General features: G+C 55.3%; 20 protein-coding genes. 15 read left to right on the top strand and 5 right to left on the bottom strand.

Translation table 11 applies throughout. From position 1 onward, the window contains the following. Positions 1-15: 15 nt before the first annotated feature. The 14 genes from ABIB60_RS21640 (at position 16) to ABIB60_RS21575 (ending at position 14,527) form a co-directional block, all read left to right on the top strand. Entirely contained in the window at positions 16-342 is a 327-nt protein-coding gene (locus ABIB60_RS21640; RefSeq protein WP_135398388.1) for a hypothetical protein, read from the top strand. Further along, a complete protein-coding gene (locus ABIB60_RS21635) occupies positions 311-2,929 on the top strand; it encodes a VirB4 family type IV secretion system protein (protein ID WP_354582420.1) in 2,619 nt (872 codons plus the stop codon). Before ABIB60_RS21640 ends, ABIB60_RS21635 begins: the two co-directional genes overlap by 32 nt. Continuing rightward, positions 2,926-4,065, top strand: coding sequence for a hypothetical protein (locus tag ABIB60_RS21630; protein WP_354582419.1), 1,140 nt, complete (start codon positions 2,926-2,928; stop codon positions 4,063-4,065). Before ABIB60_RS21635 ends, ABIB60_RS21630 begins: the two co-directional genes overlap by 4 nt. A gap of 114 nt (positions 4,066-4,179) precedes the next feature. After that, positions 4,180-4,929: a conjugal transfer protein TraK gene (locus tag ABIB60_RS21625; protein WP_354582418.1), complete on the top strand. Its 750-nt coding sequence runs from the start codon at positions 4,180-4,182 to the stop codon at positions 4,927-4,929. Between the two features lie 21 nt (positions 4,930-4,950). Next, complete coding sequence (locus tag ABIB60_RS21620) at positions 4,951-5,844, top strand: DUF4138 domain-containing protein (protein ID WP_354582417.1); 894 nt, start codon at positions 4,951-4,953, stop codon at positions 5,842-5,844. Between the two features lie 20 nt (positions 5,845-5,864). Further along, positions 5,865-7,265, top strand: coding sequence for a conjugative transposon protein TraM (gene traM / locus ABIB60_RS21615; protein ID WP_354582416.1), 1,401 nt, complete (start codon positions 5,865-5,867; stop codon positions 7,263-7,265). A gap of 31 nt (positions 7,266-7,296) precedes the next feature. Continuing rightward, positions 7,297-8,184: a hypothetical protein gene (locus ABIB60_RS21610; protein ID WP_354582415.1), complete on the top strand. Its 888-nt coding sequence runs from the start codon at positions 7,297-7,299 to the stop codon at positions 8,182-8,184. Positions 8,185-8,190: 6 nt separating this feature from the next. After that, positions 8,191-8,730, top strand: a complete 540-nt coding sequence (locus ABIB60_RS21605; RefSeq protein WP_354582414.1) for a hypothetical protein — start codon at positions 8,191-8,193, stop codon at positions 8,728-8,730. 16 nt (positions 8,731-8,746) lie between these two features. After that, positions 8,747-9,130, top strand: coding sequence for a hypothetical protein (locus ABIB60_RS21600; protein WP_354582413.1), 384 nt, complete (start codon positions 8,747-8,749; stop codon positions 9,128-9,130). A gap of 407 nt (positions 9,131-9,537) precedes the next feature. After that, on the top strand, positions 9,538-10,080 hold the full coding sequence (locus tag ABIB60_RS21595) for a hypothetical protein (RefSeq protein WP_354582412.1): 543 nt from the start codon (positions 9,538-9,540) through the stop codon (positions 10,078-10,080). Between the two features lies 1 nt (position 10,081). Then, the gene (locus ABIB60_RS21590; RefSeq protein ID WP_354582411.1) at positions 10,082-10,381 is read left to right on the top strand and encodes a hypothetical protein; all 300 of its coding nucleotides are present in this window, start codon (positions 10,082-10,084) and stop codon (positions 10,379-10,381) included. Positions 10,382-10,429: 48 nt separating this feature from the next. Then, positions 10,430-11,482: a tyrosine-type recombinase/integrase gene (locus ABIB60_RS21585; protein ID WP_354582410.1), complete on the top strand. Its 1,053-nt coding sequence runs from the start codon at positions 10,430-10,432 to the stop codon at positions 11,480-11,482. A gap of 362 nt (positions 11,483-11,844) precedes the next feature. Beyond that, positions 11,845-13,197, top strand: a complete 1,353-nt coding sequence (locus ABIB60_RS21580) for a hypothetical protein (RefSeq protein WP_354582409.1) — start codon at positions 11,845-11,847, stop codon at positions 13,195-13,197. A 958-nt stretch (positions 13,198-14,155) separates the two neighbouring features. Then, on the top strand, positions 14,156-14,527 hold the full coding sequence (locus tag ABIB60_RS21575) for an ASCH domain-containing protein (RefSeq protein ID WP_354582408.1): 372 nt from the start codon (positions 14,156-14,158) through the stop codon (positions 14,525-14,527). 320 nt (positions 14,528-14,847) lie between these two features. Here the strand turns inward: ABIB60_RS21575 and ABIB60_RS21570 are convergent, their stop codons facing one another. The 5 genes from ABIB60_RS21570 to ABIB60_RS21550 all read right to left on the bottom strand — a co-directional run bounded on the left by ABIB60_RS21570 (position 14,848) and on the right by ABIB60_RS21550 (position 21,221). Next, positions 14,848-16,074, bottom strand: coding sequence for a 5-methylcytosine restriction system specificity protein McrC (locus ABIB60_RS21570; protein ID WP_354582407.1), 1,227 nt, complete (start codon positions 16,072-16,074; stop codon positions 14,848-14,850). Between the two features lie 91 nt (positions 16,075-16,165). Continuing rightward, positions 16,166-17,170, bottom strand: coding sequence for an AAA family ATPase (locus ABIB60_RS21565; RefSeq protein WP_354582406.1), 1,005 nt, complete (start codon positions 17,168-17,170; stop codon positions 16,166-16,168). 139 nt (positions 17,171-17,309) lie between these two features. Then, on the bottom strand, positions 17,310-17,927 hold the full coding sequence (locus ABIB60_RS21560) for a hypothetical protein (protein WP_354582405.1): 618 nt from the start codon (positions 17,925-17,927) through the stop codon (positions 17,310-17,312). Further along, positions 17,917-20,163: an Eco57I restriction-modification methylase domain-containing protein gene (locus ABIB60_RS21555; protein ID WP_354582404.1), complete on the bottom strand. Its 2,247-nt coding sequence runs from the start codon at positions 20,161-20,163 to the stop codon at positions 17,917-17,919. The genes ABIB60_RS21560 and ABIB60_RS21555 overlap by 11 nt, the downstream gene beginning before the upstream one ends. After that, positions 20,160-21,221 carry a DNA adenine methylase gene (locus ABIB60_RS21550; protein ID WP_354582403.1) on the bottom strand — a complete coding sequence of 354 codons (1,062 nt, stop codon included), beginning with the start codon at positions 21,219-21,221 and terminating at the stop codon, positions 20,160-20,162. The genes ABIB60_RS21555 and ABIB60_RS21550 overlap by 4 nt, the downstream gene beginning before the upstream one ends. Positions 21,222-21,879: 658 nt before the next feature. On the opposite strand from ABIB60_RS21550, the gene ABIB60_RS21545 reads away from it, so the two are divergent. Next, positions 21,880-23,739: an SEC-C domain-containing protein gene (locus tag ABIB60_RS21545; protein WP_354582402.1), complete on the top strand. Its 1,860-nt coding sequence runs from the start codon at positions 21,880-21,882 to the stop codon at positions 23,737-23,739. Positions 23,740-24,085 lie beyond the last annotated feature (346 nt).

The following is a 24,085-nucleotide window of genomic DNA, read 5'->3' as shown; positions in this document are numbered from 1 at the left end:
TGATTTTCCGCTCTCATGCGCTCCTACAAGTCTATTGAGCGACCAGCCCAGGTCCTGGGCATGAATATTCAGGACCTGGGCATCATGGTTGGCCTGTTCATCGGTTCCGTGCTGCTGCTCGGATTTCTGGGGATGGCGGTCAAAATCCCCCGCATTATCTACCTGCTCGTCATCATCGTGGAACTGGGCCTCATTATGGGCCTGCGCTACCTGAGCCGCAAGCAAGCGCCCGGCTTTTTGATGGGGTGGCTCTCCTTCACCTTCATTCAGCCCCGCCGCCTGGCCGTGGGGCCTTTACCAACTCCCGCTCATGACAAAAAAGCCAAAAACCACCGCGTTTAGCGCGGTGATGCCGGTGCATAGCTTCGAGGGCGACAAGGTCGTGTTCAAGGATGGGCGCGTCGGCGTGGGCTTCCTGGTCGAGCCGGCCGAAATGGAAAGCTGGACCATTGAAGACTATGAGGCCTTCCAAGCCGCCCTCGTCGGGGTGCTGCGGGCACTGCCGGTGGGCAGCATCGTGCAGAAAACGGACATCTATTACGACCGGCCTTATCGGGAAGACAAAACCCAGCAGACCTACTTTGAAAACAAAATGAACAAGCACTTTTTCGAGCGGCTGGTGCTGTTCCAGAAGTCTTACCTGTTCATCTCGTTTGCGCCGGCGGCGGTAAAGTCGCCCAAAACCAATGCGGTGAATGCCCTGGTGGCCCGCGCCGGCGAGGCCGTGCTCAAGAATCCGTTTGCGCAGCTGGTGCAAACCCTGGAGGTGGCCGAAAGCGGTGCGGTCGAATTCATTCAGGGCATCAAGAACCTGGGCGGCGTCACCTTCGAGCGGCTCAGCAGCCAGGAAATCCACCAGCTGTACCTGCAGTACTTCAACCTCAATTTCGACGGCCAGCCCACCCGGCAGGAGCGCGAGATGGGCAACGATATGGGCACGTTCAGCGTGGGCGAGCAGAAGGTCAATGTCCTGTCGATGGTGGGGCAGGGCTCGGACGCTTACCCGGCCGTGAAAAACAGCTACGGCGTCACCGCGCCGATGCTCTACCCGCTCACGCATATTCTCCAGTGCCCGCACGTCCTCACGCAGGCCCTGATGATTCAGGATACCCGCGCTGAGCTGAGCAGCCTGGATACCGACCGCAAGCTAAATGCCTCGCTCTCCTTCCTGGCCACTCAGGATAACCACCTGCGGGCGGCGGAAGTCGAGGAGTTTACCGCCGAAGTCCGGGCCGAAAACAAGCAGATTGTGGGCCTGCATCTCTCGGTTATGCTGTGGGATACCAACGATACCAGCCGGCGGGAAAACGTCGAGCGGGCCACGGCCGCCTTCCGCTATATGTTCGGCACGGAAAGCGTCGTGGAAAGCTACCTGGCCCTGCCGGTATTCTTCGGCCTGCTGCCGGGCAACGCTAACCAGGTACCCGACCGCTGGCTGACCACCACCGCCGACCGGGGGGCCTGCTACATGCACTGGACCGCTACCTACAAAACCGACCCGGTAGGAGAATACCTCACAGACCGCTTCCGCAATCTGGTGCAGGTGAACCTGTTCAACACGGCGCTGGACAATCAGAATGCCATGGTTATCGGGCCTTCCGGCTCGGGCAAGTCCTACACTTTCGGCAACCTGATTGTGCAGCGCTACGAGAAGGGGGCGCGGCAGATTATCATGGACGTGGGCGGCACCTACCGCAACGTGCTGCAGTCCCTGAACGGGGAGGATTTCGACAACACCTACTTCGAGTACGACCCGCAGCGCCCGATTGAGTTCAACCCCTTCATCGTGCCCCGCGACAAAGCCAACGGCAACAAGTGGCTCTACAACGATGAGAAAACCAACTTCCACCTGGCCCTGATTGCCGCCCTCTGGAAAGGGGGCAAGGACACGGGCCTGGATAAGTCGGAACGCACCATCCTCAGCCGGTTTCTGATTGAATACTACGGGTATCTCAACGAGCACGACAAGCTGGGGCAGAAGGATGAGGAGTTTCCCGGCATGGAGAGCTTCTACCGCTTCGTGGAGCGCTACGACGCCGATATGCAAAAGCCGGTATCGGTGCCCGGCGAAGGACAGGAAGCGGACCCGCTGGACGGGGCGCGCCGGCAGTACCAGAAAAACATGAAGTACATCGACATGCACCAGTTTTTCCTGGTGCTGGGTCAGTACATCAGTGGCGGGCGCTACGAGCGGGTGCTCAACGCCAAGCGCGACGTGGATTTGAGCGAGTACCGGCTCATCTGCTTCGACCTGGCCAAAGTGCAGGCCGACCCCGACCTATACCCCGTGGTGGCCATGCTCATCACCGAGCTGAGCCTGGATTTGTTTCGCAAGTTCCCGGATGACGTGAAGTACATCGCCCTGGATGAAGCCTGGACGATGCTCAGCGGGGTACTCTCAGAGTTCATCGAATCCATGTACCGCACGATTCGAAAAACCAACGGCTCGGTGACCATCATCACCCAGGGCATCACCGAGATTACCAGCAGCAAGATTGGGCCGGCCATTATCAACAACTCGGCTACCAAAATCATCCTGCGGCACATCAACCCGGACTCGCTGGCCCAGCTGCAGGCCCCACTCGGCCTCACCGGCCACGAGATGGATTTGATTAAGTCGGTGCGCTCGACTGATGCCCTGCGCGAGTTCTTCATCAAGCAGGGAGCCAAAGGGAAGGTATTTGCCCTGGAGGCCTCACCCCAGCTCGATGCCATCCTGACGTCCAAGCCGGTGGAGCGCAACCACCTCAACAAGCTGGTAAAGTTCTACCAGCAGACCAACCGCCGCCCCAAAGTGGACAAGGCCGGCCAGCTCGTGGTCGGCACCGATGGGGAGATACAGTACGAGGACGTGAAAGTGCAGCGCCTCGACTACGCCGTGGACCAGTTTGTCGAAGATAAGCAGAGCCGCAAGCTCGGGGGGAAATGATGAGCAACTTTCTAATGGTGGCCTACGGCATCGACCCGGGGTTTCTGCGCGCCTGTGACCAGACCTTAGCCATTGTACTCACGGCCTGCCGGTTTCTGACGCCCTCGCTGATGGGCATCGCCCTGCTCTACACCATCGGGCGCGGCTTTATCAGCGGTAGCGGCCTGGCAATGGACTGGGGGCCAATTATCAAGGCTACCTGGATATTCTTCCTGCTCTTTTTCTACCAGAGCCTGATTGATACCCTGGGTACCGGCATTGCGGCCTTTACGGCCCTGTTCTCCACCGACCAGTCCGCGGCCGAAGCCCTCAGCGCCCTGACTACGCCGCCGGCGGTGGCGGCAGCGGCCAGCAATGACAATATCGGGATGGGCGACATTGTATCGGGGGCGGCCGCCATGATTAGCAGCATCTCCGACACGCTCAGCTCCTTCACCTTCTCGGGCATTATGACGCGACTTTTCACGGCTACCACCGTGCTTATCGTCCGGGAAATAATGACGTTCCTGCAACAGTTCATCCTCGGCTTCCTCTACGTTTCCGGGCCTATCGCCATGACGCTTTCCGTCATTCCGGCCTTCGGTCAGCTGGCCATGAAGTGGCTGCAGAACTTCATCGCCGTGCAGATGTGGGGGCTCACGTTCGTGCTCCTGGATACCATGTACGGCTTTTTTGCCGATACCCAGCGGGTCGCGGGCGGCATACTGGCCAGCGGCGGGCCGGCCCAATCGGTGGATGACACCAAGTTCATGCTCATGTCGGTGGCCTTCGTGATGCTCTACATCATCGTGCCCTACCTCACGTCCCTGTTCATCGGCTCCTCGGCCGTGCAGGGATTCGCCGGCCAGATGGCCGGGATGGCAATGGGCGCGGCGACGACGGTGGCCGGAGTGGCGGCTCCCGGTGGGGGCGGTCTGGCCTCGGCCGTGGGTCGGGCAATGGGCAATGCTGGCGGCGGCGGTAGCAGTAGCGGCAGTGCTGGCAGCGGCGGCGGCACAGGTAGCCCTAGTGGCGGCGGCAGCGGAGGTGGCGGCGAAGCAAGTAGCTCCGCCTCCTCGGGACTGCCCTCCATCACCATGTCGGATGCCCTGAATCCTTCCTACCGGCAGCGGGCCTCGGGCCTCTGGACTACCTAAATCCCCTCTTCTGAAAGGGTCTTTTCTGCTGCTCACATGATGGAGCGGTAGGGAAGAAAATGCCCAAACGACCTGATTTCACCCTTCCAGCCTGACCTTCTAACCAGTTATAAGATGGATTCCGCCAAAGATTTGAGTACCTCCTTCTCCACCATGCGCAACCTGGCGCTGGGGAGTGTTTTAGCCCTGCTGCTGGTCGCCCTGGCCTCGGGCTTCCTGGTGTACCGGGCCTACGAGAACAGCGGTAAGCGCGTGTACGTCGTCTCGCAAACCGGCTCGGTAGCGGCCCTTTCGGCCGGAACGGATGCCCACACCGCCTACGAGGCTCGCAACCTGGTGCGCCAGTTCATGCAAACCATGTTCGGCCACGACCAATACACTTACAAGGCCAACCTGGATGCGGCCCTGCCGCTGATTGAGGGCCGTGGGGGCCGACGGATTTACGAGGGCTTCACGCGGGGCCAGGTGCTGCAGAACTACGAGCGGTACGCGGCCCGCAACGTCGTGACGGTGGATAGTGTGCTCGTGGACATGAGCAAGCGCCCCTGGGCCGGTCAAGTCTACATCAAGCAGCGCATTTTCATCGGCGGCCAACAGAAAGAGCCGCTGCCGCTGGCTGCCAAGTTCAACCTGGAAGAAACCAACCGCTCGGATGCCAACCCCTACGGGCTGCTGATTACCAACTTCGACTACATCCCCTACACGCCCACGCTGACGCGGGAAGAAACGGAGTTGCTGCAGTCGCAGGAAGCCGACCGCCAACGTCGCCTGCAGGAAGCGCAAAGTGGCCTGGCCCCGGCCCCCGATGAGGCCCCGGCTCCGGCGGCTACCACTCCCGCGCCGGCTGGCCCGGCTCCTCGCTAACCCCTAAACCTGATGTCAATCATGCCTACCTATATCCTGCCGGCCCTGCTGGGCCTGCTTTTTTCCGCTGCCGGGGCCTCGGCCCAAACCGCCCGCACCCAGCGCCCGCCCTCCTCGGTGGTGGTGGCCAATGAAACTCTGCTGGACGTGGCCGTTTCGGACAGCTCCACTACCTACCTCGTGTTCGGTGGCCCGGTGTCGCTCGTCGATGTGGGCATGGCCAATAACTACCTGGTCAAAATCGAAGCAAATGCCGTGTTCGTGCGTGCCAAACGCAAGAATGCGCCCCCTACGCCCATGCTCATTCGCTACGGCTCGAAGTATTGGATGGGGCGTCTCGTGTTTGTCAACCGGCCGGTTCTGCAGCTCTACGACTTTCAGAAGGACGGGGCCCTGGGCATGAGCGGCACCGGCACGGCGGCCGGCTCGGCCCCGGAAAACGAGCTGGCGCTGGACAAGGAGCTGGCGAAGAAAAACGAGGTCGAGGGCAAGCTCAGCAAGCTGCGCAAAGCCAAGGAAGAGCATCAGGCGGTAGCCGTGGTGGATAATGACCTGGTGCTATCGCTGGCCAACGTGCGCAACGACAAGGATTTCACCTACCTGCGCTTCAAGGTCATCAACAAGACCAACATCGACTACAACGTCGATTTCACCGATTTCCAGTTGGTGGAAAATGCTCAGAAGAAGTTTCTGGCCCGCAAAAAGAACGAAGCGCGCCGGCCGCTGGCTCCCTCGGGCGGGCTGGCCAATCAGATTATCACCGGCCGCACCACCGGCTACCTGACCTACGCCATTCCCCTGTACGCGGCCACGGAACGCGGCTACCTGGAAGTAACCCTGCGCGAACTCAACGGGGCACGGGTGCTGGTGCTGCCGGTGCCCTCGCGGGTGATTAACCGCGCCTCCACCATTTAAGGCCGCCGGCCCCTATCCCTATGGAACCCATCACCTCCCAAAATCAGCCGGCCGTTCGACCGCCGAGCCCCGAAAATGAGCAGGAGCAGCGGCCAGCGGCCGTGGTTGAGAAACGTACGCCCACCGAAATCCTGCGTACCAACTGGATGGCCTTTGCCGGCCTGCTGCTGGTGCTCGTGGTCGGTGGCCTGTTCTTATGGCTTAAGTCCGCAAAGGAAGCCGCCCAACAGGAAAAGGAGCCGGTAGCGGCTGCCTCGGCGAACATTGAGCCGGAAATTGCTTCGCCCGAAACCTCGCCGGTTTCGCCCGTCGCCTCGCCTTCAGCCCAAATCGAGGCCCAGCGCCGCGCCGAAATGGACGCCAAATCGGCCCCGGCGACCCCGACCGATGAAGATGTGGTCGATGTGTTTGCCGTCGATACGACCGGGCAGGCGCTGCGGCGGCGGCGGCGCGCTCAGGCTTTCGCTCAGGCTGCGGCCCGTCGGGCCGAGGCCGCCCGCGTGGCCGCGGCCGACGTGGATACCATCGAGACGACTATTCAGGACCCAAGCACCGGCTCTTACCGCTCAGAAACGCTGGTGGTGCCCCGTCGCCGTATCACGGCCAGCGGCGGCGGCGGCCGGCGGCGCACCTCTTCGGCTGCCCGTAGCCTGGTGCCGGCGCGGGACGCGGACGGTACCCCGTTTGAAACCGACCCGGACGTGTTGGCGATGCTGGCCAGCTCCCCGCCCGAAACCCGCGCTGCCTACGAGCGCATGACGGGCAAACGCTACCGCGACCCCAACCAGACCGCGCAGCTGCTGGCCACCCGGATGAATGCCCCCGGCATGGATGGCTTCAATACCGTCAAAGTGGGCAACTCCTCGCGCCTGATGGCGCAGGGCAACTACCAGCAGCAGCAACAACTTACCCCCGACGTGTTTTTTAAGTGCGTCATCAACGGGGAGCAGAAGGTCCGCACCGGCTCGGTGGTCATTCTGCGCCTGCTGGAAGATGCCGTGGTCAGCGGCGTGACCTTTCCCAAGAACATGGTCTTCGCGGCCGTGGCCACGGTGGGCAATAACAACGTGACGCTGGAAGTCAACCGCCTCGGCCCAACGCGGGTCGATGCCGACATCTACGACTTCAATTACATGCCCGGCATCATGATTGACCCGGTGAAGCGCATTGCCAAAGATGCCTCCATGGCCGGCAGCGACCTGCAGCAGCAGACCACGCAGGAACTCAGTACCGCCATCGACCGCTCAGCGTCGGCCGCTAACTCGGTGGTGGGCGTCGGGGGCCGCGTCGCGGCGACGGTGCTCTCCCGGCCCAAAACGCGCACCAAGCTGCGCGACGTGCTGCTCCCCGATGGCTACCCCATCCTGATTACCACGGCGGCGGCCGGCCAGCTGGGGCCGGAAGCCGCGAGTGGCCGCTGATTCCTTTCCGTTCACTTAAAAGCTTACGACTATGAAAAAGCTCCTTTTGCCCGCTTTGCTGGCCGTTACGCTGGTTTTCTCCACTAAGGAGGCCTCCGCGCAAGCCGTAGTAAATGACCCGCTGCACATGGGCATTCACATTGGCGACTTCGCCAAACGGCTGGCCCAGTGGACCGAAACCGTCAAAAACTACCAGGTAGTAAAAGATGCCCGGCAGATTGCCGGTGTCACCAAGGATATTACCGGTCAGGTAAAGGACATTACCGACCAGACGCTGCAGCTACAGCGGCAGGTGCAGGCCGACTTACGGAAGGTGCAAAGCATTCAGGATTTGCGCCTCTCCAATCCGCAGGAGCTGTTTGCGCGGGCGCTGTCCATGTCTGGCCGGGGCCAGAGCAACCAGTACATGCCGGTGTTTCAGAAAGCCGAACGCCTGCGGCAGGCCCTGCAGCTCAACAACCCGCAGCAGGACCTGAACACCGTGTACGACGTGTTTTCCCGCTTTGGCGCGGGGGCCACGGCCGCAGGCGGCCGCATGAGTTCTTCCCAGTATCAGGCCAAGCGCGAAGAAGCCGCCGTTTCGACATTCGCCTACGAAGAAATGATGCAGAAGAAGAAGATTGCTACCGCCTTCGGCTACTACAAGATTGCCGACGAAATGACGCAGCAGAGCATTGAAATGAATGCCACGCTCAAGAATCCGGGCCGCTACGCCATGACGGAAGGCGAGCGGATGGCCGCCCTCAACTCCTCAAACGACAACATGATAAAGGCGATGCAGCTGCGCCAGGAAGCCGACCGGCTGTTGGCCGAATCCTCGCAGCCCGGTCCCTCGCGCCAGGCGGCGGAGCTGGTGTACGCCGACGTGTTGGTTCAACAGTCACTCATTAAAATGGACCGCGCCCGTCCCCGTCGCTAAACCCGCATGAAAAAGCTCCTGCTTGTGGCGCTTGTACTGGCTGGGGCCGGCATATCGCCGGCCCTGGCTCAACGCCACGTTAAACACATTTCCAGCTGGGGTGCCCACCTCGGGCGCTCCGAAAAGGGCGACTACTACGAGCTGAGCTACAATTCCATGCTCACCAATAAGCTGGCCCTGCGGGCCAGTGGTCTGCGGGATGCTGGCAACCTCGGCGCTCGGGGTGAATACTCGACCTATCAGGGCCGGCTGTTTATCGCCCCGCAACTGTTCCGTATTGGGGAGTTTGCCTACGTGCATCTGCTCATCGGGGCGGGGGCCGGCTACGAGCGCACCAACGAGAATCGTACGGGCGACGTGGCTGCCGATGCCAGCGAGCCGCAACGCTTCACCTACGGCCCGCAAGCCGGGGCCGAAGTTGATTTCTTCCTCGGCAACCGTCTTTCCCTCGTGGCCACCGGCACGAAAGGCTACCTGTTCAACAACCCTTTAATCGACCAATGGCCCGGTAACGCGAGTGCCGGCCTGCGGTATCACTTCCGCTAACCACCCTTTCTGACCTATGAAACGACTTGCCTATCTACTGCTGAGCTGCGCGGCCCTGGCCACCAGCTGCTCGAAAGACAACGATGCTACGCCCTCGGGGCCGAAAGAGTATCAGGTAGAATACAAGGTTACTTCCAATGCCCCGGTATCGGACTACCTGAGCTACACCAACGAAAGCGGCGGCAATACGACGCTCAGCAACACGCCGCTGCCAGTGAGCTATAAGTTTAAGCGCACCATGAAACAGGGCGACAACCTGACCATTCTGGCCAGCATCGACGGCGGCACGGCGGCCTCGGAAATCACCTGCTCAATCCTGCTGGATGGCAAAGAGGTCAAGAAGGAAACCGGCCGGGGCATCGACGCGCAGGCCGTGCCGGTGTACGTCATCGGGGAATAGCTCTTCCTACTTATGCTGACCAACCTCAATTCATGCCTGCTCCCGTTCATCGGGCTGTCGGCCGGTTCTGTCGGCATGGTCACGGTTGTAACTGCTCGGCCGCGTGGCCCCCAACCGGCTCTGCCCGCGCCGCGTCCTTATTGGTACCAACTGCGCGGTACCTCACGCTCAGCCTACCCAATTGCTTTCAACTCTATTTTGTCGCCACAAATAGTGCGGAGAAATATTGTCAGTAGCTAATGGATACCCGGCCGATTTCTGGCTGGGTATTTTTTTTGCCGTACGTTTGAAAACAAGTTATGATAAGACTCAATTATCATAACTTGTTTTTTTATCTCAACTAAAGGCAAATACTACTGGTAAAAGCTTCTATCACTATGCGACTCTCACCCGCAATTTATAACAGCATGTCTGACTACGAAGATGGCTACGAGGCTGGCCGCAACGCGCCCAACATTCGACAGTCCTATCAAAACGGTAAGGCTATTGGCAACGGACTAGCCGTGGTGCTGGGCCTGGGCTTTCGCTTGGTAGTCGAAACGCTGGTGCTGGCTCCATTCCTAGTGCTGGGCCTAGTGCTGACAACCAACCTGGATTTTCTCGGGCCGGGTTTCGGGTATGCCCGGCTGCTGAGCATCGGGGCGCTGGCCTACGGCTTCTACGCGCTGCTCTACTTACTTAAAGGAGTGGCTATCGGCCTGCGCCTGCGCGGTACCCGGCACTGGCTGCTGCCGTTCACGTTGTGTTTGCTGGTGGCCTGCGTTGTCCCGTCACTGCTGCTGCACCTATTCATCATACATACCGTCAAAACCGCTCACCCGGTTTTGGTGTGGGTGGTGCCGGGGCTGTTCGCCCTGTACACGTACTCCCGTTACCGCTTCACGCAAGATATTGCCCCCAACCTGGTGCTCTGGGCTTACCGGCGCGGCTACCACTGGACTGTTAAGTAATATGAGTCAGATAGATTTCATTGAACTGGTAACTACTCAAGCGCTGGCTTACCTGCAGCAAGCCCGTGCTTATCAACCCACGCCGGAAGAATATATCAAATGGGTGGATAGTCACCCCTCGGCTATCCGGGTACTGCTATTGCGGCGGGGCATGGCCGCCTGCTGGGCGGGCGGTTCGCCCTCGTTTCAGGATTTCATTCTCACCCAACGGGGCCACTCGGTGCATGACTACATGGCCCACCAGCTCAGCGAAGCGGATTACCTGCGCTGGGTGAACTTCATGGACGACACCACCTTCTGAGTATAGCCTCATCCATCCGCTGCTCAACTTAGCCCTTCACCCCGGACCATGAGTAAATCCCTACGCAACGTACCCGCTGTAACGACGGGTTCAGCAGTCGCTGCCAACCTGGCGCGGGCTTCGTCTAAAGTAGCCGGTTTCCTGGAAACGGGCCTGCAGGGTGCCGCCAACACGGAGCGGGCTTATAAGTCGGACCTGAATAGCTATGCTGAGTTTTGCGCGCTGCACGGCTTTACGGCAGTGCCGGCCGACGTCACCACCCTGACGGAATACGTGGCCTACCTGGCTTCTGAAAAGCCGACTCCAGATACTGGGGGCGGTAGGGAGAAAAAGAAGGGGCAACAACCCCTCACTGGGCCGCACGCGTTGGCCACCATCCGGCGGCACCTGGCCGCCATCCGCAAGGCGCACCAACTCAGCGGCCACCCGATGCCGGCGACGGTGGATGCGCTCAACATTGTCATGGAAGGCATTGCCCGCACCCTGGGCAAGCGGCAGGACCAGGCGCTGGCTTTTACCGTCGAGGAGTTGAAACAGGCCATTCGGAGCATCGACCTGGAAACGACGGCGGGCGTGCGGGACCGGGCGCTGCTGCTAGTCGGCTTCGCGGGGGCTTTCCGGCGCTCCGAGTTGGTGGACCTCAACATCGAGCAGCTGGAATTTACGGAGCGGGCCTTGCTGGTGCATCTGGCCAAAAGCAAGACCAATCAGTATGGCGCGGTGGAAGACAAAGCCATTTTCTATGCCCCAAATGCAGATTTCTGCCCCGTGCGCTGCCTCCGGGCTTGGCTTAATCTGCTGGGCCGGACCACGGGACCGCTGTTTGTGAAGATTCCGCGGGCATCTCTTGGACAGATGGCCGCGCCCTCGGACAAGCGGCTTTCAGATATTTCCATCAACAAGCTGGTGCAAAAGCGCCTCGGACCGGCTTACTCAGCCCACTCACTGCGCGTGTCTTTTGTGACCGTAGCCGTGCTCAATGGCCAGTCTCACAAGGCTATTAAGAACCAGACCAAGCAGAAAACTGATGCCATGATTGAGCGCTACACGCAGCTTAACAACGTGATTTCATATAATGCAGCTCAAGCCCTCGGGCTGTAGCGGCAGAGCACCGCCTCTTCAATTCACAGCCTCGTTACTGTGCAAATACGCCAGTGAGGCTCCCTAATTTATAAACGAACGCTCTTGATAAGTAAGGGCGCTATTGACATCGTGCGAATGTTCGTTTACTTGTGCAGAATAGCACATAGATTTGGGCGCCGATTCTCTACCCACATATAAACAAACTTATGCGAGTCCTCCTCGACACTAACATCGTTATCCACCGGGAAACAAGCGCTATCGTAAAAGATGATATTGGCCACTTGTTCAAATGGCTTGACGACTTGAAATATGTCAAGTGTATTCACCCTGACACACTAGAGGAAATACGGCGACACAAAGACCCTAGGGTAGTTAGAACTATGGCTGTCAAGCTGTCAAGCTACCACGTGTTGAAGACAATAGCACCTGTTGGGCCAGAAGTAACCGCGCTGAGCGCCAAATACGATAAAACTGCCAATGATTTTACGGATACCGCCATTCTGAATGAGGTCTTCATTGGCCGGGTCGATTCGTTGATTACGGAAGACCGCAACATCCATAGGAAAGCAAAAGCGCTGGGATGTAGTGAAAGAGTATTTACCATTGATTCTTTCCTGGAGAAAGTAACTGCAGAGAACCCGGGGCTGACTGATTATAAAGTGCTGTCGGTTAAGAAAGAACTCTTTGGCAATATTAAGCTGGCTGACCCATTCTTTGATAGCTTTCGGGAAGACTATCCCGGTTTCGACAAGTGGTTCAATAAGAAGGCCGATGAACTGGCCTACATTTGCTCGGTAGGCACCGACATTGTAGCCTTCCTTTACCTAAAGCAGGAAGGGCAGGACGAATATTACGGCGACATCACACCGCCAATGGGTCGAACCAAACGGTTGAAAATCGGCACCTTTAAAGTGGTGCAAAATGGCTTTAAGATTGGAGAGCGTTTTCTAAAAATCATATTCGACAACGCCTTGCGGTTTGGCGTAGGAGAGATTTACGTTACCATCTTTGACAAAACGCTGGAGCAGAAGCGCCTGATAGGTCTATTGCAGGAGTGGGGATTCAATTATCACGGCAAGAAGGCAACGGCCACCGGCGACGAGCTGGTGTACATTCGAGACTTTCACCCGGCAGTAGATCGGACTAACCCCAAGCTCACCTACCCTTATGTATCCGCCGATGCCAACGTGTTTCTCGTACCCATCTATCCGGCCTATCACACCGAATTGCTGCCGGATTCTATCCTCAATAACGAATCCAAGGCAGACTTTGTAGATCCTGAGCCGCATCGAAATGCCATTAGTAAGGTTTATATCTCGCGTTCGTTTGAGCGCAGCATGAAGCCCGGCGACCTTATCGTATTCTACCGCACTGGTGGATACTACGCTGGCGTAGTTACAACTATTGGGGTAGTAGAAAACGTTGAATTGGGCATCGCCGACGAGAGGAAATTTATAGACTTGTGCCGTAAGCGCAGTGTATTCGACGATACTGAATTAGCAACGCATTGGAATTACAAGCGCAACCGGCCATTCATCGTCAATTTCCTATCGGCTTACTCTCTCCCGAAGCGGCCCAACTTGGCTAAACTGATTGAGTTGGGCGTAATTGCGGACACCCGTTCAGTGCCCCAAGGCTTTGCTCGCCTGAGCAAAGATGACTTGGACAAAATTTTAACGGCTAGCGAGTCAGACCGGAGATTTATGGTAACTAAATCGGTGGAGGCTATATGAGCACCACCCCAAATCCGGCTAAGACTATAGCTGTCTGGTATGAGTCGAATCAGGGAGGCGCTCAGAAGAGCACCATAGAGCTTCATTTTAACCTCTGGAAGCTGCCCAACGGCAATAACTACCTGCGTTTTCTGGATATCGGTATCATGATACCCCACCCAGCCGAGGTACGTCAGCTTTGTATCTACTTTCCCTTTGAGGTATCACCTAGCTGCTTCGAGGATATTGTCGGGAAGTTTATCACCGACTCAAACCTAGTCAGCGCTATTTTCAATGAAAACTATACTGTAGCCTCGGAACCCAGCTCCAAGTCCCGTCTTATTAAAAAGGGTGACCAAGAGATATGCGACATCTATGAAACCGGCCCGCAGAACGTGCAACGGCAAAGCCTATTCGGTGGTACTGTATTTAAACTAAATTTTCAGCAGCGCGGTCGGCCTGTTTATCTGCGTTTCCGAGTGAGTGGCGGCTACCCAGCTTCGCTCAGTATTACCCAGAAGGCTGCTAATGCCGTCGTGCAGAGCGCCTTCTCTCAAACAGAAATGATTGATTTTAGGGTAAATGAGGCTCGCGACCTGAATCAGGATTTGCGAGAGGAGATGCTCCGACAATCCAGCTTTACGCTGGCAAAAGTGCATTTCTTCTTCGTCTGCTCATATGGGGAGGATATTGTGGGGGCACATGAGCAATACGCTAAGTGCCGCAATCTGGAGAACTACCGATGGAAAAGCTATGTGGGCAACGATAAGCTGAATCATCATATTTACCTCGCCTATCAATGGACGAAAGAGAAGCGTGACGACTTCGGCGTCCTAATAAGAACTAAGTTTGAGCGAAACAACCGCCGCGTTTTAGCAACCTATCTTGGAGTACTGCTCCTTATTACGGTGCTTTTCAGCGTAATAAGCTCCTACGCTTTCGAGTTTATTCCAAGCTCTTTAAAACCTCATTCACAGCCATGCGTGTCCTCCTCTCCATCAAGCCCGAGTTTGCCTCAAAAATTTTCGACGGCACCAAGAGATACGAGTTTAGACGGTCAATCTTCAAAAATGCCAACATCAAGAGCATCGTCGTCTATGCCTCCTCGCCCACCCAGAAGGTCATCGGAGAATTTGAGATAGAGCGTATAATCAACACCGATGTAGCCGCTCTATGGCACGAGACAAAGGAATTTTCTGGTATCACTGAGGATTATTTTATGAAATATTTTATAGGAAAAGAAGAAGGTTTTGCTATCAAAATCAAAAAGGTTAAGAAGTATAAGGAGCCAATGTGCATTAGAGCTGATTTTCAAGCTACTCCCCCTCAGTCTTTTATTTATATTGACTAGAGTCTGACAAAATAAATAAATAAAAGAGGCTCCAGATTAATCTGGAGCCTCTTTTATTTTAACTTCTTCAATCAAAATATGAACTGCTTATTTTGTAAACAGAAAAGTGATATAGCGAATTCAAGAACGGTGTACATGATAGCCGCAGTGGTTGAACCAGGCCTTGGTTTGGAAAACGTGACAAACGCTTAGTAAGTAGGGTTCCTTGTCGTGAATGCTCGCTTACAAGTATAAAGCAGCAGTTGCACTACTGGAATGCTACGTATGCTTCCGGTGGGTATGCGCACCTATCAATCTAGGGTACTACTGCACGCGGCTTGTTAAGGATAAGCAGCTAAAATTTGGATAATGGCGCTTTCAAGACCACTACCAAAGGAGCGCAATCCATTTTTCGCGGCTATGCCTCGCACTTCGACTTGAACTCCATGGATGGTGCAATCGTCCAAAACGATGCGCTCAAATAATGTTCCCTCGCCGAGTACAGGAGTTGTATTTCGCGGTAAGGCGGGGTAAAGTAAAATTACATGTCGGCAAGTAGTGGCCTTAGCGAACGCCAACGCTTCATAAATATCCTGCTCCGATATTCGGACGCTGCCCTTCGAAAAGCTCGTCTTGTATTTTGCGTCAACGACAATCCGCTGACCATGTACTTTAACCAATGCGTCGGGGTATACCGGTACGACTTTACTGCGGGCAGGGAAGATGGCCTCCCGCATTCCCAACTTAAAATCTTTTTGAGATAATACGTTGCTTGCCCCCATCGTGTGTCGAAGGGCCAGCAATACTAGCGCCTCCCAGGTTTGCCATGTAGTAAGCAGGTAGCCCGGAGCATTGGCTGCGCCCGATTTTAACGAGAGGCTCAACCCCTGCAGGATATCCTTCGACAAGTCAATGATGGGCTGCCAGGCGCGAGCCCGATTGGAGACGGTACGGACAGCATACGTATTGGGGACTGTCTGCTTGGGAAGGTCTCCCAGGAGCCTGCGCAGCTTGAAGGCCAACTCGGGGTCAGAAACTTCGGACAGCAATTCGGTGGCAGCTCCCGCGATTAAGGCGTTAAAATCCGTCCGCTTATCGTACTTGGTTACCTGCTGGGCGTAGCCGTCCGGGCCAGGGCTGTACAGGTCGAGAGGGTCTACTTCACCATCCAGAAAGAAGCTGTCTTCCGTTGCGCGTCGGTAAGCCCTGATGGGCCGATGCCGGTTATCGAAATACATACCGACCAAGGAGCGGGCCACCAAGTCGGCAAGGGTCCGGGCACCTCCCCTACTGGCTTTGATTCTGTCGCTGGCCAGCAGGGTGCCGTGCTTGAACAGATTCGCTAAAAAGAAAAAGTCTTCTCGCCAATTTGCCGAAGCACCGTCCTGACTTAGAAACTTGGGGACAATTTCTAGCTCTAGGGTTGTCGACAAGCGAACTAATCCAGCAATATTCTCCGCTCTGGTCCCTTGGGTGGTCGTGAGAAGAGGACTTGATGTTAATCCAAGCAGCTTGCCTGCCCGTTCGCCCGCTTCCTGCAATAAGGCACGGGCACGAATCGCGTCCAACCCCGTGTGAGCTACTACTGTACTAGCTAAATTGACGGGCAGTCCATATTCTGTTATAATAAGCCGTTGAGAAGACCGGTTAGCCATTTCTTTACAGCGAGATTGCTCTCATGGCATCGTAAATTCTCGCCTCATCCAGATGCGTTGGCCCCTGCAGTTGATAGCGAAAATCATCGCCGAATGTTGCCTCCTGCAGCTTTAGGGGGTGGAATACAGGGGGATTAACGGAGTTGAGTACCGCAGCTATGCCTCGGGTATCACCGAAAAAAACTTCCTGTATGTGGGCACGCACTTTTGCCCACCCACTCACGCATACTCGCAAGGCTTGCTCAAGTGGCATAGACGGGGATGCTCCAGCCATGAGGATGCCATGACCAATCTGAAATTCGGCTCCCCTTCCCAAGCTCACGCGTTTATTGACTTTTTCCCAAGCTCTTACGGATGCTTCAAATACCTCCTTCGTTTCCGTTGGTACCGCTGGTAGGTCTTCGACTACCGCCTTTGCGCCCTCAATCCCTAGGTGGGTTCGCAAAGTAGTGATATCGGGGTCCAGAATGTATGGTTCCCAACGGCGAAGAAAGGCTACGTCAAGCGGCTCGACTGAGGCGTCGGCTTGATTCAAAGCAGCTATTATATACAAGTCATCGGGCAGGGCATACGGCTCAAAAAGATTTTTAGTGGGATGAAGCAAGTCAAAATACTGGGTGTCGCGTTGGTGCCTCCCGTCAGGCGCCAATCGTTTGTCCGCTTCCATAGCGACAATAGCACCGCCAAAAATTTGCACGGCTGGCCCGCGATTGATTTCATCAATTATTAGCAGCGAGGCTGCGTCGGCCCCTTTCGCATACTCACTCGCTTTTATTAGCGTTCCGACTGTAATAATAAAGTCGGGGTCACCAGGTGTGCGGCTAACATTGGGCATTAACCCCGTCGCAAAGTCGCGATGACGCGTATTTTGATGAAATACGGTTCGAAAGACCTGCCGGGAGCTTTTTCTAAGCGCTGGTAGAAGATGAGCCAATCCGGGCACTGCAGCTACCGGTAAAGGTGCAGGTATAGCCACACGTGCGCCGGGCGCGTGCAGAGGTGGAGACATGGGCGTAACCGGGGCAACTAGCATTTCGCTGAAAGCCTGCGCTATCTCGCTTAACAAGCGCGTCTTCCCGGTACCGGGAGGGCCTGAGATTAAGACGTTTTTGGAAGTCGCTAACCTCTCCAAAACGTTCTGACAGTCCTTAGAGTAGTTTGCCATTGCAATACCTTTGGTCAGTCATAAAATCTTTGTAGCCAATCACGGAGTGCTTAGCGTTGCGTTTAGCTGCGATACAGGTCAAAATTGTCTGGGCAACACGCGGGTCCCAATTGTCTTGGGTGAGCGACCTGATATCGGTAAAATGAGGCCACACCTTGCCATCGCTCATTTGAATCAACAACAAAACCACGACATTCCCATCGGCTAGCGAAGGGATTTGATCCTGGGAAAAACAAGGCACCTCGTGTACCCTTGCCAGCCTTCCCTCACTTGGCCGAGCATCGGTGGGCGTCTCAAAGTCAACCTCACAGCTCTGCTCGGAGCCATCCTCGCCCGGCCAATAGAACCTGCCCCTGAATACGTCCAACATGACTTGTTCACCATCCCGGGAACGCAGTTCCTGCGCAACGTGCGGAAACATTTGACGGACCGTGCTTTTTATTGATTTGAAGGAGCCATACCTCAAGTCTCGAGCCCCGCCACCAGAATCACTGATATTCGACTGAGCTCGGAATTTTAACAAATCGCCGGGAACAATTTGTTTATAAAGTATTCTAGCAACGGTGGGAGGCGTTGTAAGTATAGGGGTATCAGTGGGCATGAATGGGTTCGGGTTCAGGTGAAACGCTTGCGGTAGAAAATTCGGAGGGAATGTACGCCCTTGCGCCGAGACCAAAGGCAAGCCTGGCTCTTTCGTGCCATGGTCTACTTTCTGCGACTACACTTTCTGCGACCAACCTTTTCATAGCTCGCGTCAAAACCAAGTCGCTCGTAACCGTTGAGCGCTTCTCATTAGGGAGGGCGGGCTGCCCGCGGTCCATCAAAGGAAAGTCGTTGGTGATAGTTAGTAAATCGTCAAAAGACAAACTGTAGGCGGCCGCAATTTCAACGTCAATGATTGCTCGCAATTGAGCTACTCGCTGACTGTTTTCCAGGGTGGGACCACTTGTATCAAGCTCGCGCAATTCACGCGCGGCATCAACAATTGATTTCCATGCAGCACTGCCTTTAGCAATCTTGGGCATGGGCAGGCTCACCAACAAAAAGTAGTTAACCGTGGTGGTCACGATGCGGCGGAGCATCCAATCGAAGGGCAGGCTGTTCATGATTGCGGCCCAGGCAAGCAACCTTTCCTCGGACGGGTCCGCGTCAAAAATGACGGTTGGGACTTTATTGCCACATACCAAGCCAGCAGGAATTAACGCGGCCATCATGGTGCGTTCATTGGTTTGCCCGGTTATATCGCAAAAGCCGCCTCTAAGCTCCGAAATTCTTAATCGTGAAGTTGGAGGAACGTCTTTTGGGTCGATGTAAAATTGTGGCGATATCATTGAGCCCCCCACTGGGAAAAGCTCCCATTGGGCACGTCTGCCTTCTCCGTTAACATACCCTTTGGCTCCAAGGCGGTGTTGCTGCACCATACGACCCTCAATGACAGGAAGATCGTTTTTGCCCTCGGTTGTCTTGAACTTGGGCTTCTCGCGCGTCATGTCAACCTCACGACAGAATTTGGCTTGCCACCCCCACTCCGGGGCAGTCCAGGCAGTGCCCGTGGTGGCCATGCGCTGAAAGACCTTCCATTCCTGTTCGGTCCTGACCTCTGGCAGGCTCAGGTCCGGCCGAACGAGAGCTAACGTATCATGGGGTATTTGGACGGAACCCGTTGTTTCCAAGCCCTGCTCGGTACCCTTTTCATGAAGCAGACTGATTAGCGCGTGCTTCTCACCCCTTGCAGAAGACTTCTCGCAGCAAACTGCGAGGAATTTGAAGCGTGTGTCAATGCCGAAGAAACGGGCTTTGTTATCAATGACCGAAATCTGAACGCGCTTAGAAACCCTGAATAGATGCCGTCTGATGTGCTCCGTCCCCTGCGAGCGAATAAGGCCGGCTGGGACCAGTGCCACCAGCAGCCCGCCGGGCTTGCAGATGCGCTCGAACAGCGCGGTAAAAGCGACATACATGTCGGTTTCGTTTGAAAACAACGAGTCAAACGAATCTTTTAACTTTTTCGAGTAGGTAGTAAGCCCCGCCTTCTTTTCCTTAAAACCTTTAAGGTCTAAGTCATCGAATAGCACTCCTTGCCCATAGTGTCTTTCCTGGCCTTTCTCTTTCAGGTACTCGTGCCGGGTTATTTTAACTTTTTCCCACGGTGGATTGCCAACAACGACATCAAATCCCTTGGGAGCCAGCTTTAGCCAGTAAGCCTGAGGCGCCATCAGGCTATCCTGAACCACCCACTTCGCCCTCATTGATTGGAGCGACTCCACACTGTCCGTAAGTGAGGCAAGGGCAAGCAGCGCCCCCCGCAACGCCAGCACGGACAGGTCGGCGGCATAAACACTTTCTGCGAGCCAGCGCTTCAGGTCTACTTTGTTTACATCCCGTGCCTGTAGTGCGCAGGCCACCAACAGAACGCCGGCGCCGCAGGCAGGGTCAATGATTTTAGCACCCATCTTAAGCCCACCGCTGGCCAATTGGGCCAGCTTGGTTGCCAGTCGGGAATCCGTGTGGTAAGCACCCGTCGTCCGCTGATTGGATTCATCAAGCTGCTCCCGCGACAAGATGCTCAGCACAAAGGCCGGATGGATAGCTATCTGCCTGATCTCGGCGACCAGTTTAAGGGCAGACTCATGAAGCTCTGCCGTCTGTACCAGAGGCTTAACTCCGAAAGCTTTTTGAAAACTAGCTAACTCAAAACCGCCAAGACAGGCGCTAGCTGCTTCGAGTAGTTGATACCTTAATTCAGTCGCGTTATGATTAAACTGATTCACAAAGCTTTCTAATACCCGCTCTGCGTTGGCAAGCCGTTCTAGCTCTACCGGTTTGATTGCGCTCATAACAGAAGAAGAGGCTGGGTATGGTGTGGTTTCGCTACTGGTTGCCGCAGCAACTCAATCAAGTATTCTTTGACTGAAGACCTTGTAGAACTGGCCCGTTGATTTGGACGGTACCTTCCTACGGTCAAGAGCTCATGCATGATTACCTCCCCTTGGCTGTCTAATGCGGCTTTCAGTTCCAGCATTGGAACGTGACCTTCTTCGCTGTAGGATATCAAAATACGATTCGCGGGCAACCCTTCTACCAAGGAGGTAAGGGCCTGCAGCGCCCTGGTTTTATAGCAAAAATCGGATGCAAGGGCTTTCCAGGGCCGCAGTCCTGCGACGCCCTCGACCACTGGCTCGTCGCCGCAAGCGACGGTTTCCAGGATGTGGTAGTAAGACGCATACTGTCTCTTCGTATAGGGTGGGTCCAGATACACCAGGTCTTCGGGATTGACTCGAACCGCTGCTGCATTGAGGTTGCTGGTTGTTATGCTCACCGCTTTCGTTCGGCGGCGGCGGGGACGCAACTCCAGCAACGCGGCAGCCTGGGGTGTCCACTTGGCTAGAAAGCACCCGTAAGTTCCGGCAATATTGGCTACCCGATTTACTGCGCTCAATAAATCAGCCAGCAACAAGACTTCCTCTGGCCTATTGATGAGCTCAAGCCTCCGCCACTTTTGAATCAAACTGCGCATTCCATCAATTTTGGAAGCATTTAACTCCGTGAAGTACCTGCGCTCTGTTGGCCCATACTGCACTGATGCTGGGCTGTACTCTTTCCAAATAAACCCTTGTTTAGGTGGACAGGCATTCAGCTGTTGAACCGCGGCGTCATAGCCCTCTAACCCAGCGAAGGGCGTGTCAGTAGCAGCCAGTAACCTCGCTTCTGCCATTATGGTGGCGGAACTCAGGTGGTCGTTGAGTCGGATTGACCAACCCATCTTATAGGCCACTTCTGAGACTGCACCCGTGCCGCAGAACACGTCCACAAATGTCCCTTCCCGGGTGTAGCCAATATGACCAGCTAACTGCTCTGTCATTCTTGCCTTGGAACCGATATATCTAAAACTCATGGGTTAGTTGACAAAGAGTACCCGATTGGGGACAGCCGTACTTCTCAAAGGTCCGCATAAACTTTTTGAGGTGCTAAGGATAGTAGTTTTAAGAAAAATGCTTACCAGTTCGCGCCATATAGGCTGGAGGCTGATTTTTCGATAGGCTCACTAGAAATTCTTTTAGTAAATAGACATAATCCTACGCTAAGCATTGGGAAACCCGTACTCGTAAGGGTGAACTCATATCAGATGGCTCCATCCTTCTGTTGCTGCCAGAGAGCCCAATCATCAGCCGAGAGCAGTTGCTGCATGAAGGCCGCGTCGCCGAGAAAGCAGCGTTCGAATACGTGGCGTCGAAGGGCCCAGTTGCTGCCGGCAGCCGCCCCGCATGCGGTAGCCATTGCCTGCCGCATGCGGGGCGGCTGCCCTGCCAACCAATGCTGAAAATTGGCTTCCGTGAGGTGGCCATCCGCTACTTGGTGGTACGATACGCCGCATTACCCAGACGTAGCAATTGCACCTAGTTGCAGGTTTTTTTGATTCTCTGGTGTTATGAAACAAATGGGGCAAAACCTCTGACTCGGAGGTTTTGAAACCTACAATCAACATTACAATCCCTTTTCAGCTCTTAACATGCTATATTTTCCGTTTTCTGAGCGGACTCCACTAAGAAATCATGGCTGATATAACTGCTCAACTTCATGACATGGTAACCGAGTTGCGCCAATTGCTGGCGGTGTCGACTACCGAACAAATTGCCGGCATGGTCCACGTCACTCGCATGCGGTTTATCGGCCAGCCCCAACGCAACAACTCAAGTGAACCACGACTCCATTCCCCGGCTAGGCAGCAGGCCTTTTTACTCGGACTGCTCTTGGCCACCGAAGAGCCAATCAAGCCTGTGCCCTTAAACAAAGCGAAATGGGAACGGTGTATCCATCTACTCAATGAAGCGTTTGAAGCCTATGCCGAACTCTTCATGCCTGATCAGCCCGGCCACCAAAGTGACGAATGGTGGAGGACTCGTGAAGTAGCCGGGCCGGCTTTCCTGCATTATTTTAGTACGGGCCTGATTGCTTCAGTTGAGCAAATCTGTGACCGTATTAGGGCTTATTGCGTCCCCTTTGATGCTGAATTGGTGCAGGCTATTGGGCTATCCGCTAGCGATGCCCTGGCCATAATGACCTTCATCATCGACGACATGCAGCAAAGTCTAGATGTGCTGGCGCAACTCGGCCCCAAGCAGGACGAGGAGAAGCTGCGCTTTTTCCGCACTGGTGACTTTCGTCGTCGCCACGACCCAGAGTTCCCCGAATTTTACCGTACGCACTACCCAATTCTCTATAACTATCAACTGACTTTCTTGCGACAAGGATTAGTAGCTCGAGCAAAAGTTGAAGCAGCCTTTCCAGCCCAAGCGGCGGCTTTTTGGGAACGCTATGCGATCAAGCGCGGACAAGGCCCTGCGCTACAATATCCTACAGAAGAATCCGTTTTTGACACCAAGCCCATTCTTATACTCAACGAGGCAGACATAAACTGTCCTTCCACTAATACACTGTTCGAAGCCGTTCTGATGTCCTGTGAGAAGGCTCTGAGCGGGAGTTCGGTGCGAAGACAGTTTTTCAAGCACCGCGACAAGGTATTGGAGCAAGAAGGGGAGAAACTATTTCGACGGCTGGCCGGCCCAGAAGCCCAGTTGGTCAGCTCCGTTTTTGAAACTCCCAAGGCGCACTACGAACACGACTTATTGGTCATTATGGGCTGTACGGTTTTGGTAGTAGAAGCTAAAGCCAGTCCACCCGTCGAGCCATCACGGCTGCCAGAACGAGCGTTTGAGCGGTTGCGGCAAAGCTTCCGCAAGGATACGGGCATTCAAAAAGGTTTTGAGCAGGCTGCCCGGCTTCAACGCCGGCTGGCGGCTGGCGAATCGGTACCTCTCTACTCGCGCACGGGGGAATTAGTTGTGGTCCTCGACCCACAGCAACACACCGAATGTTTTTGCGTCTGCCTTACCCGCGACGACTTCGGCCACCTAGCAACCAACCTGAGCTTGCTATTGGAAAAGGAGCCAACGGAGCCTTTCCCTTGGGCGGTAAACATTTTAGATCTGGAAGCCATGGCCGATGCCTGGGATTTCATGGGTTGGGATTTCCACAGGCTGCTCGAATATCTGCGCCAGCGTCAGCAGGTGCAGGGCCATATGGTAGGTGGCGATGAACTGGAATTTGCCGGAGCCTTTATTCGGCATGGCAACCTAACGTTCAGCCTCGATGCTCACGTCGACTTAATGCCGTTGGACCCGCATTACTCAGACTTCTTTGACGAGCTATACGTTCACTTGCGCTATGGTGGGCCAGCCCCAAGCCGGCAGTTCTCCAAGCCGGTATTAACAGATGTTCGCGAAAGCCTGCGAAAGGGGCAGCCTGTTTTTGGAAAAGCAAAAAACTTAGCTGGCCCTGTCACTCCCCCAAGACGCAATGACCCCTGCCCGTGTAACTCGGGGTTAAAATGGAAAAAGTGCCACGGCCAGTAAGCATTCATTTTACGCTTTAAAACTGACTAATGACAAACATTATGGAGATCTACCGTCCATCCAGTGAAGTACTCACCACTTGCGGTTTCCAACCTTCGTCTGCACCTAGACAATGGTGCCACATGAAAGGGGTCCATATGCACTACATTGACTCTGACCACGCTATTTAAGGTGTATAACGGCTTGCCCTACCCCCTACATCACTTAAGTATGAAGTTGATCCAGTACTATTTGACAATCAAACGGGTCATTAAAGCTTGTTGGTGCTGAGTGCCAAACCTGCGCCTTGGTAATGATGCTAGTTGTATTTTCTATCAGACTTAACGGTTTGGCACTTTCGTAGATA

Origin of the sequence: Hymenobacter sp. UYP22 (assembly GCF_040547285.1) — a bacterium.
Classification (GTDB): domain Bacteria; phylum Bacteroidota; class Bacteroidia; order Cytophagales; family Hymenobacteraceae; genus Hymenobacter.
The sequence above is the reverse complement of the archived record's forward strand: the minus strand, read 5'-3'. Positions and strand labels throughout refer to the sequence as shown.

What these genes read in the sequence shown, in the direction of transcription:
- traM (WP_354582416.1), top strand. Translation starts at nt 5,865, where the DNA reads ATGGAACCCATCACCTCCCAAAATCAGCCGGCCGTTCGACCGCCGAGC.
- ABIB60_RS21605 (WP_354582414.1), top strand. Translation starts at nt 8,191, where the DNA reads ATGAAAAAGCTCCTGCTTGTGGCGCTTGTACTGGCTGGGGCCGGCATA.
- ABIB60_RS21635 (WP_354582420.1), top strand. Translation starts at nt 311, where the DNA reads ATGACAAAAAAGCCAAAAACCACCGCGTTTAGCGCGGTGATGCCGGTG.
- ABIB60_RS21595 (WP_354582412.1), top strand. Translation starts at nt 9,538, where the DNA reads ATGTCTGACTACGAAGATGGCTACGAGGCTGGCCGCAACGCGCCCAAC.
- ABIB60_RS21580 (WP_354582409.1), top strand. Translation starts at nt 11,845, where the DNA reads ATGGCTGTCAAGCTGTCAAGCTACCACGTGTTGAAGACAATAGCACCT.
- ABIB60_RS21600 (WP_354582413.1), top strand. Translation starts at nt 8,747, where the DNA reads ATGAAACGACTTGCCTATCTACTGCTGAGCTGCGCGGCCCTGGCCACC.
- ABIB60_RS21550 (WP_354582403.1), bottom strand. Translation starts at nt 21,221, where the DNA reads ATGAGTTTTAGATATATCGGTTCCAAGGCAAGAATGACAGAGCAGTTA.
- ABIB60_RS21545 (WP_354582402.1), top strand. Translation starts at nt 21,880, where the DNA reads ATGGCTGATATAACTGCTCAACTTCATGACATGGTAACCGAGTTGCGC.
- ABIB60_RS21625 (WP_354582418.1), top strand. Translation starts at nt 4,180, where the DNA reads ATGGATTCCGCCAAAGATTTGAGTACCTCCTTCTCCACCATGCGCAAC.
- ABIB60_RS21640 (WP_135398388.1), top strand. Translation starts at nt 16, where the DNA reads ATGCGCTCCTACAAGTCTATTGAGCGACCAGCCCAGGTCCTGGGCATG.
- ABIB60_RS21585 (WP_354582410.1), top strand. Translation starts at nt 10,430, where the DNA reads ATGAGTAAATCCCTACGCAACGTACCCGCTGTAACGACGGGTTCAGCA.
- ABIB60_RS21630 (WP_354582419.1), top strand. Translation starts at nt 2,926, where the DNA reads ATGATGAGCAACTTTCTAATGGTGGCCTACGGCATCGACCCGGGGTTT.
- ABIB60_RS21555 (WP_354582404.1), bottom strand. Translation starts at nt 20,163, where the DNA reads ATGAGCGCAATCAAACCGGTAGAGCTAGAACGGCTTGCCAACGCAGAG.
- ABIB60_RS21590 (WP_354582411.1), top strand. Translation starts at nt 10,082, where the DNA reads ATGAGTCAGATAGATTTCATTGAACTGGTAACTACTCAAGCGCTGGCT.
- ABIB60_RS21610 (WP_354582415.1), top strand. Translation starts at nt 7,297, where the DNA reads ATGAAAAAGCTCCTTTTGCCCGCTTTGCTGGCCGTTACGCTGGTTTTC.
- ABIB60_RS21560 (WP_354582405.1), bottom strand. Translation starts at nt 17,927, where the DNA reads ATGCCCACTGATACCCCTATACTTACAACGCCTCCCACCGTTGCTAGA.
- ABIB60_RS21565 (WP_354582406.1), bottom strand. Translation starts at nt 17,170, where the DNA reads ATGTCTCCACCTCTGCACGCGCCCGGCGCACGTGTGGCTATACCTGCA.
- ABIB60_RS21620 (WP_354582417.1), top strand. Translation starts at nt 4,951, where the DNA reads ATGCCTACCTATATCCTGCCGGCCCTGCTGGGCCTGCTTTTTTCCGCT.
- ABIB60_RS21575 (WP_354582408.1), top strand. Translation starts at nt 14,156, where the DNA reads ATGCGTGTCCTCCTCTCCATCAAGCCCGAGTTTGCCTCAAAAATTTTC.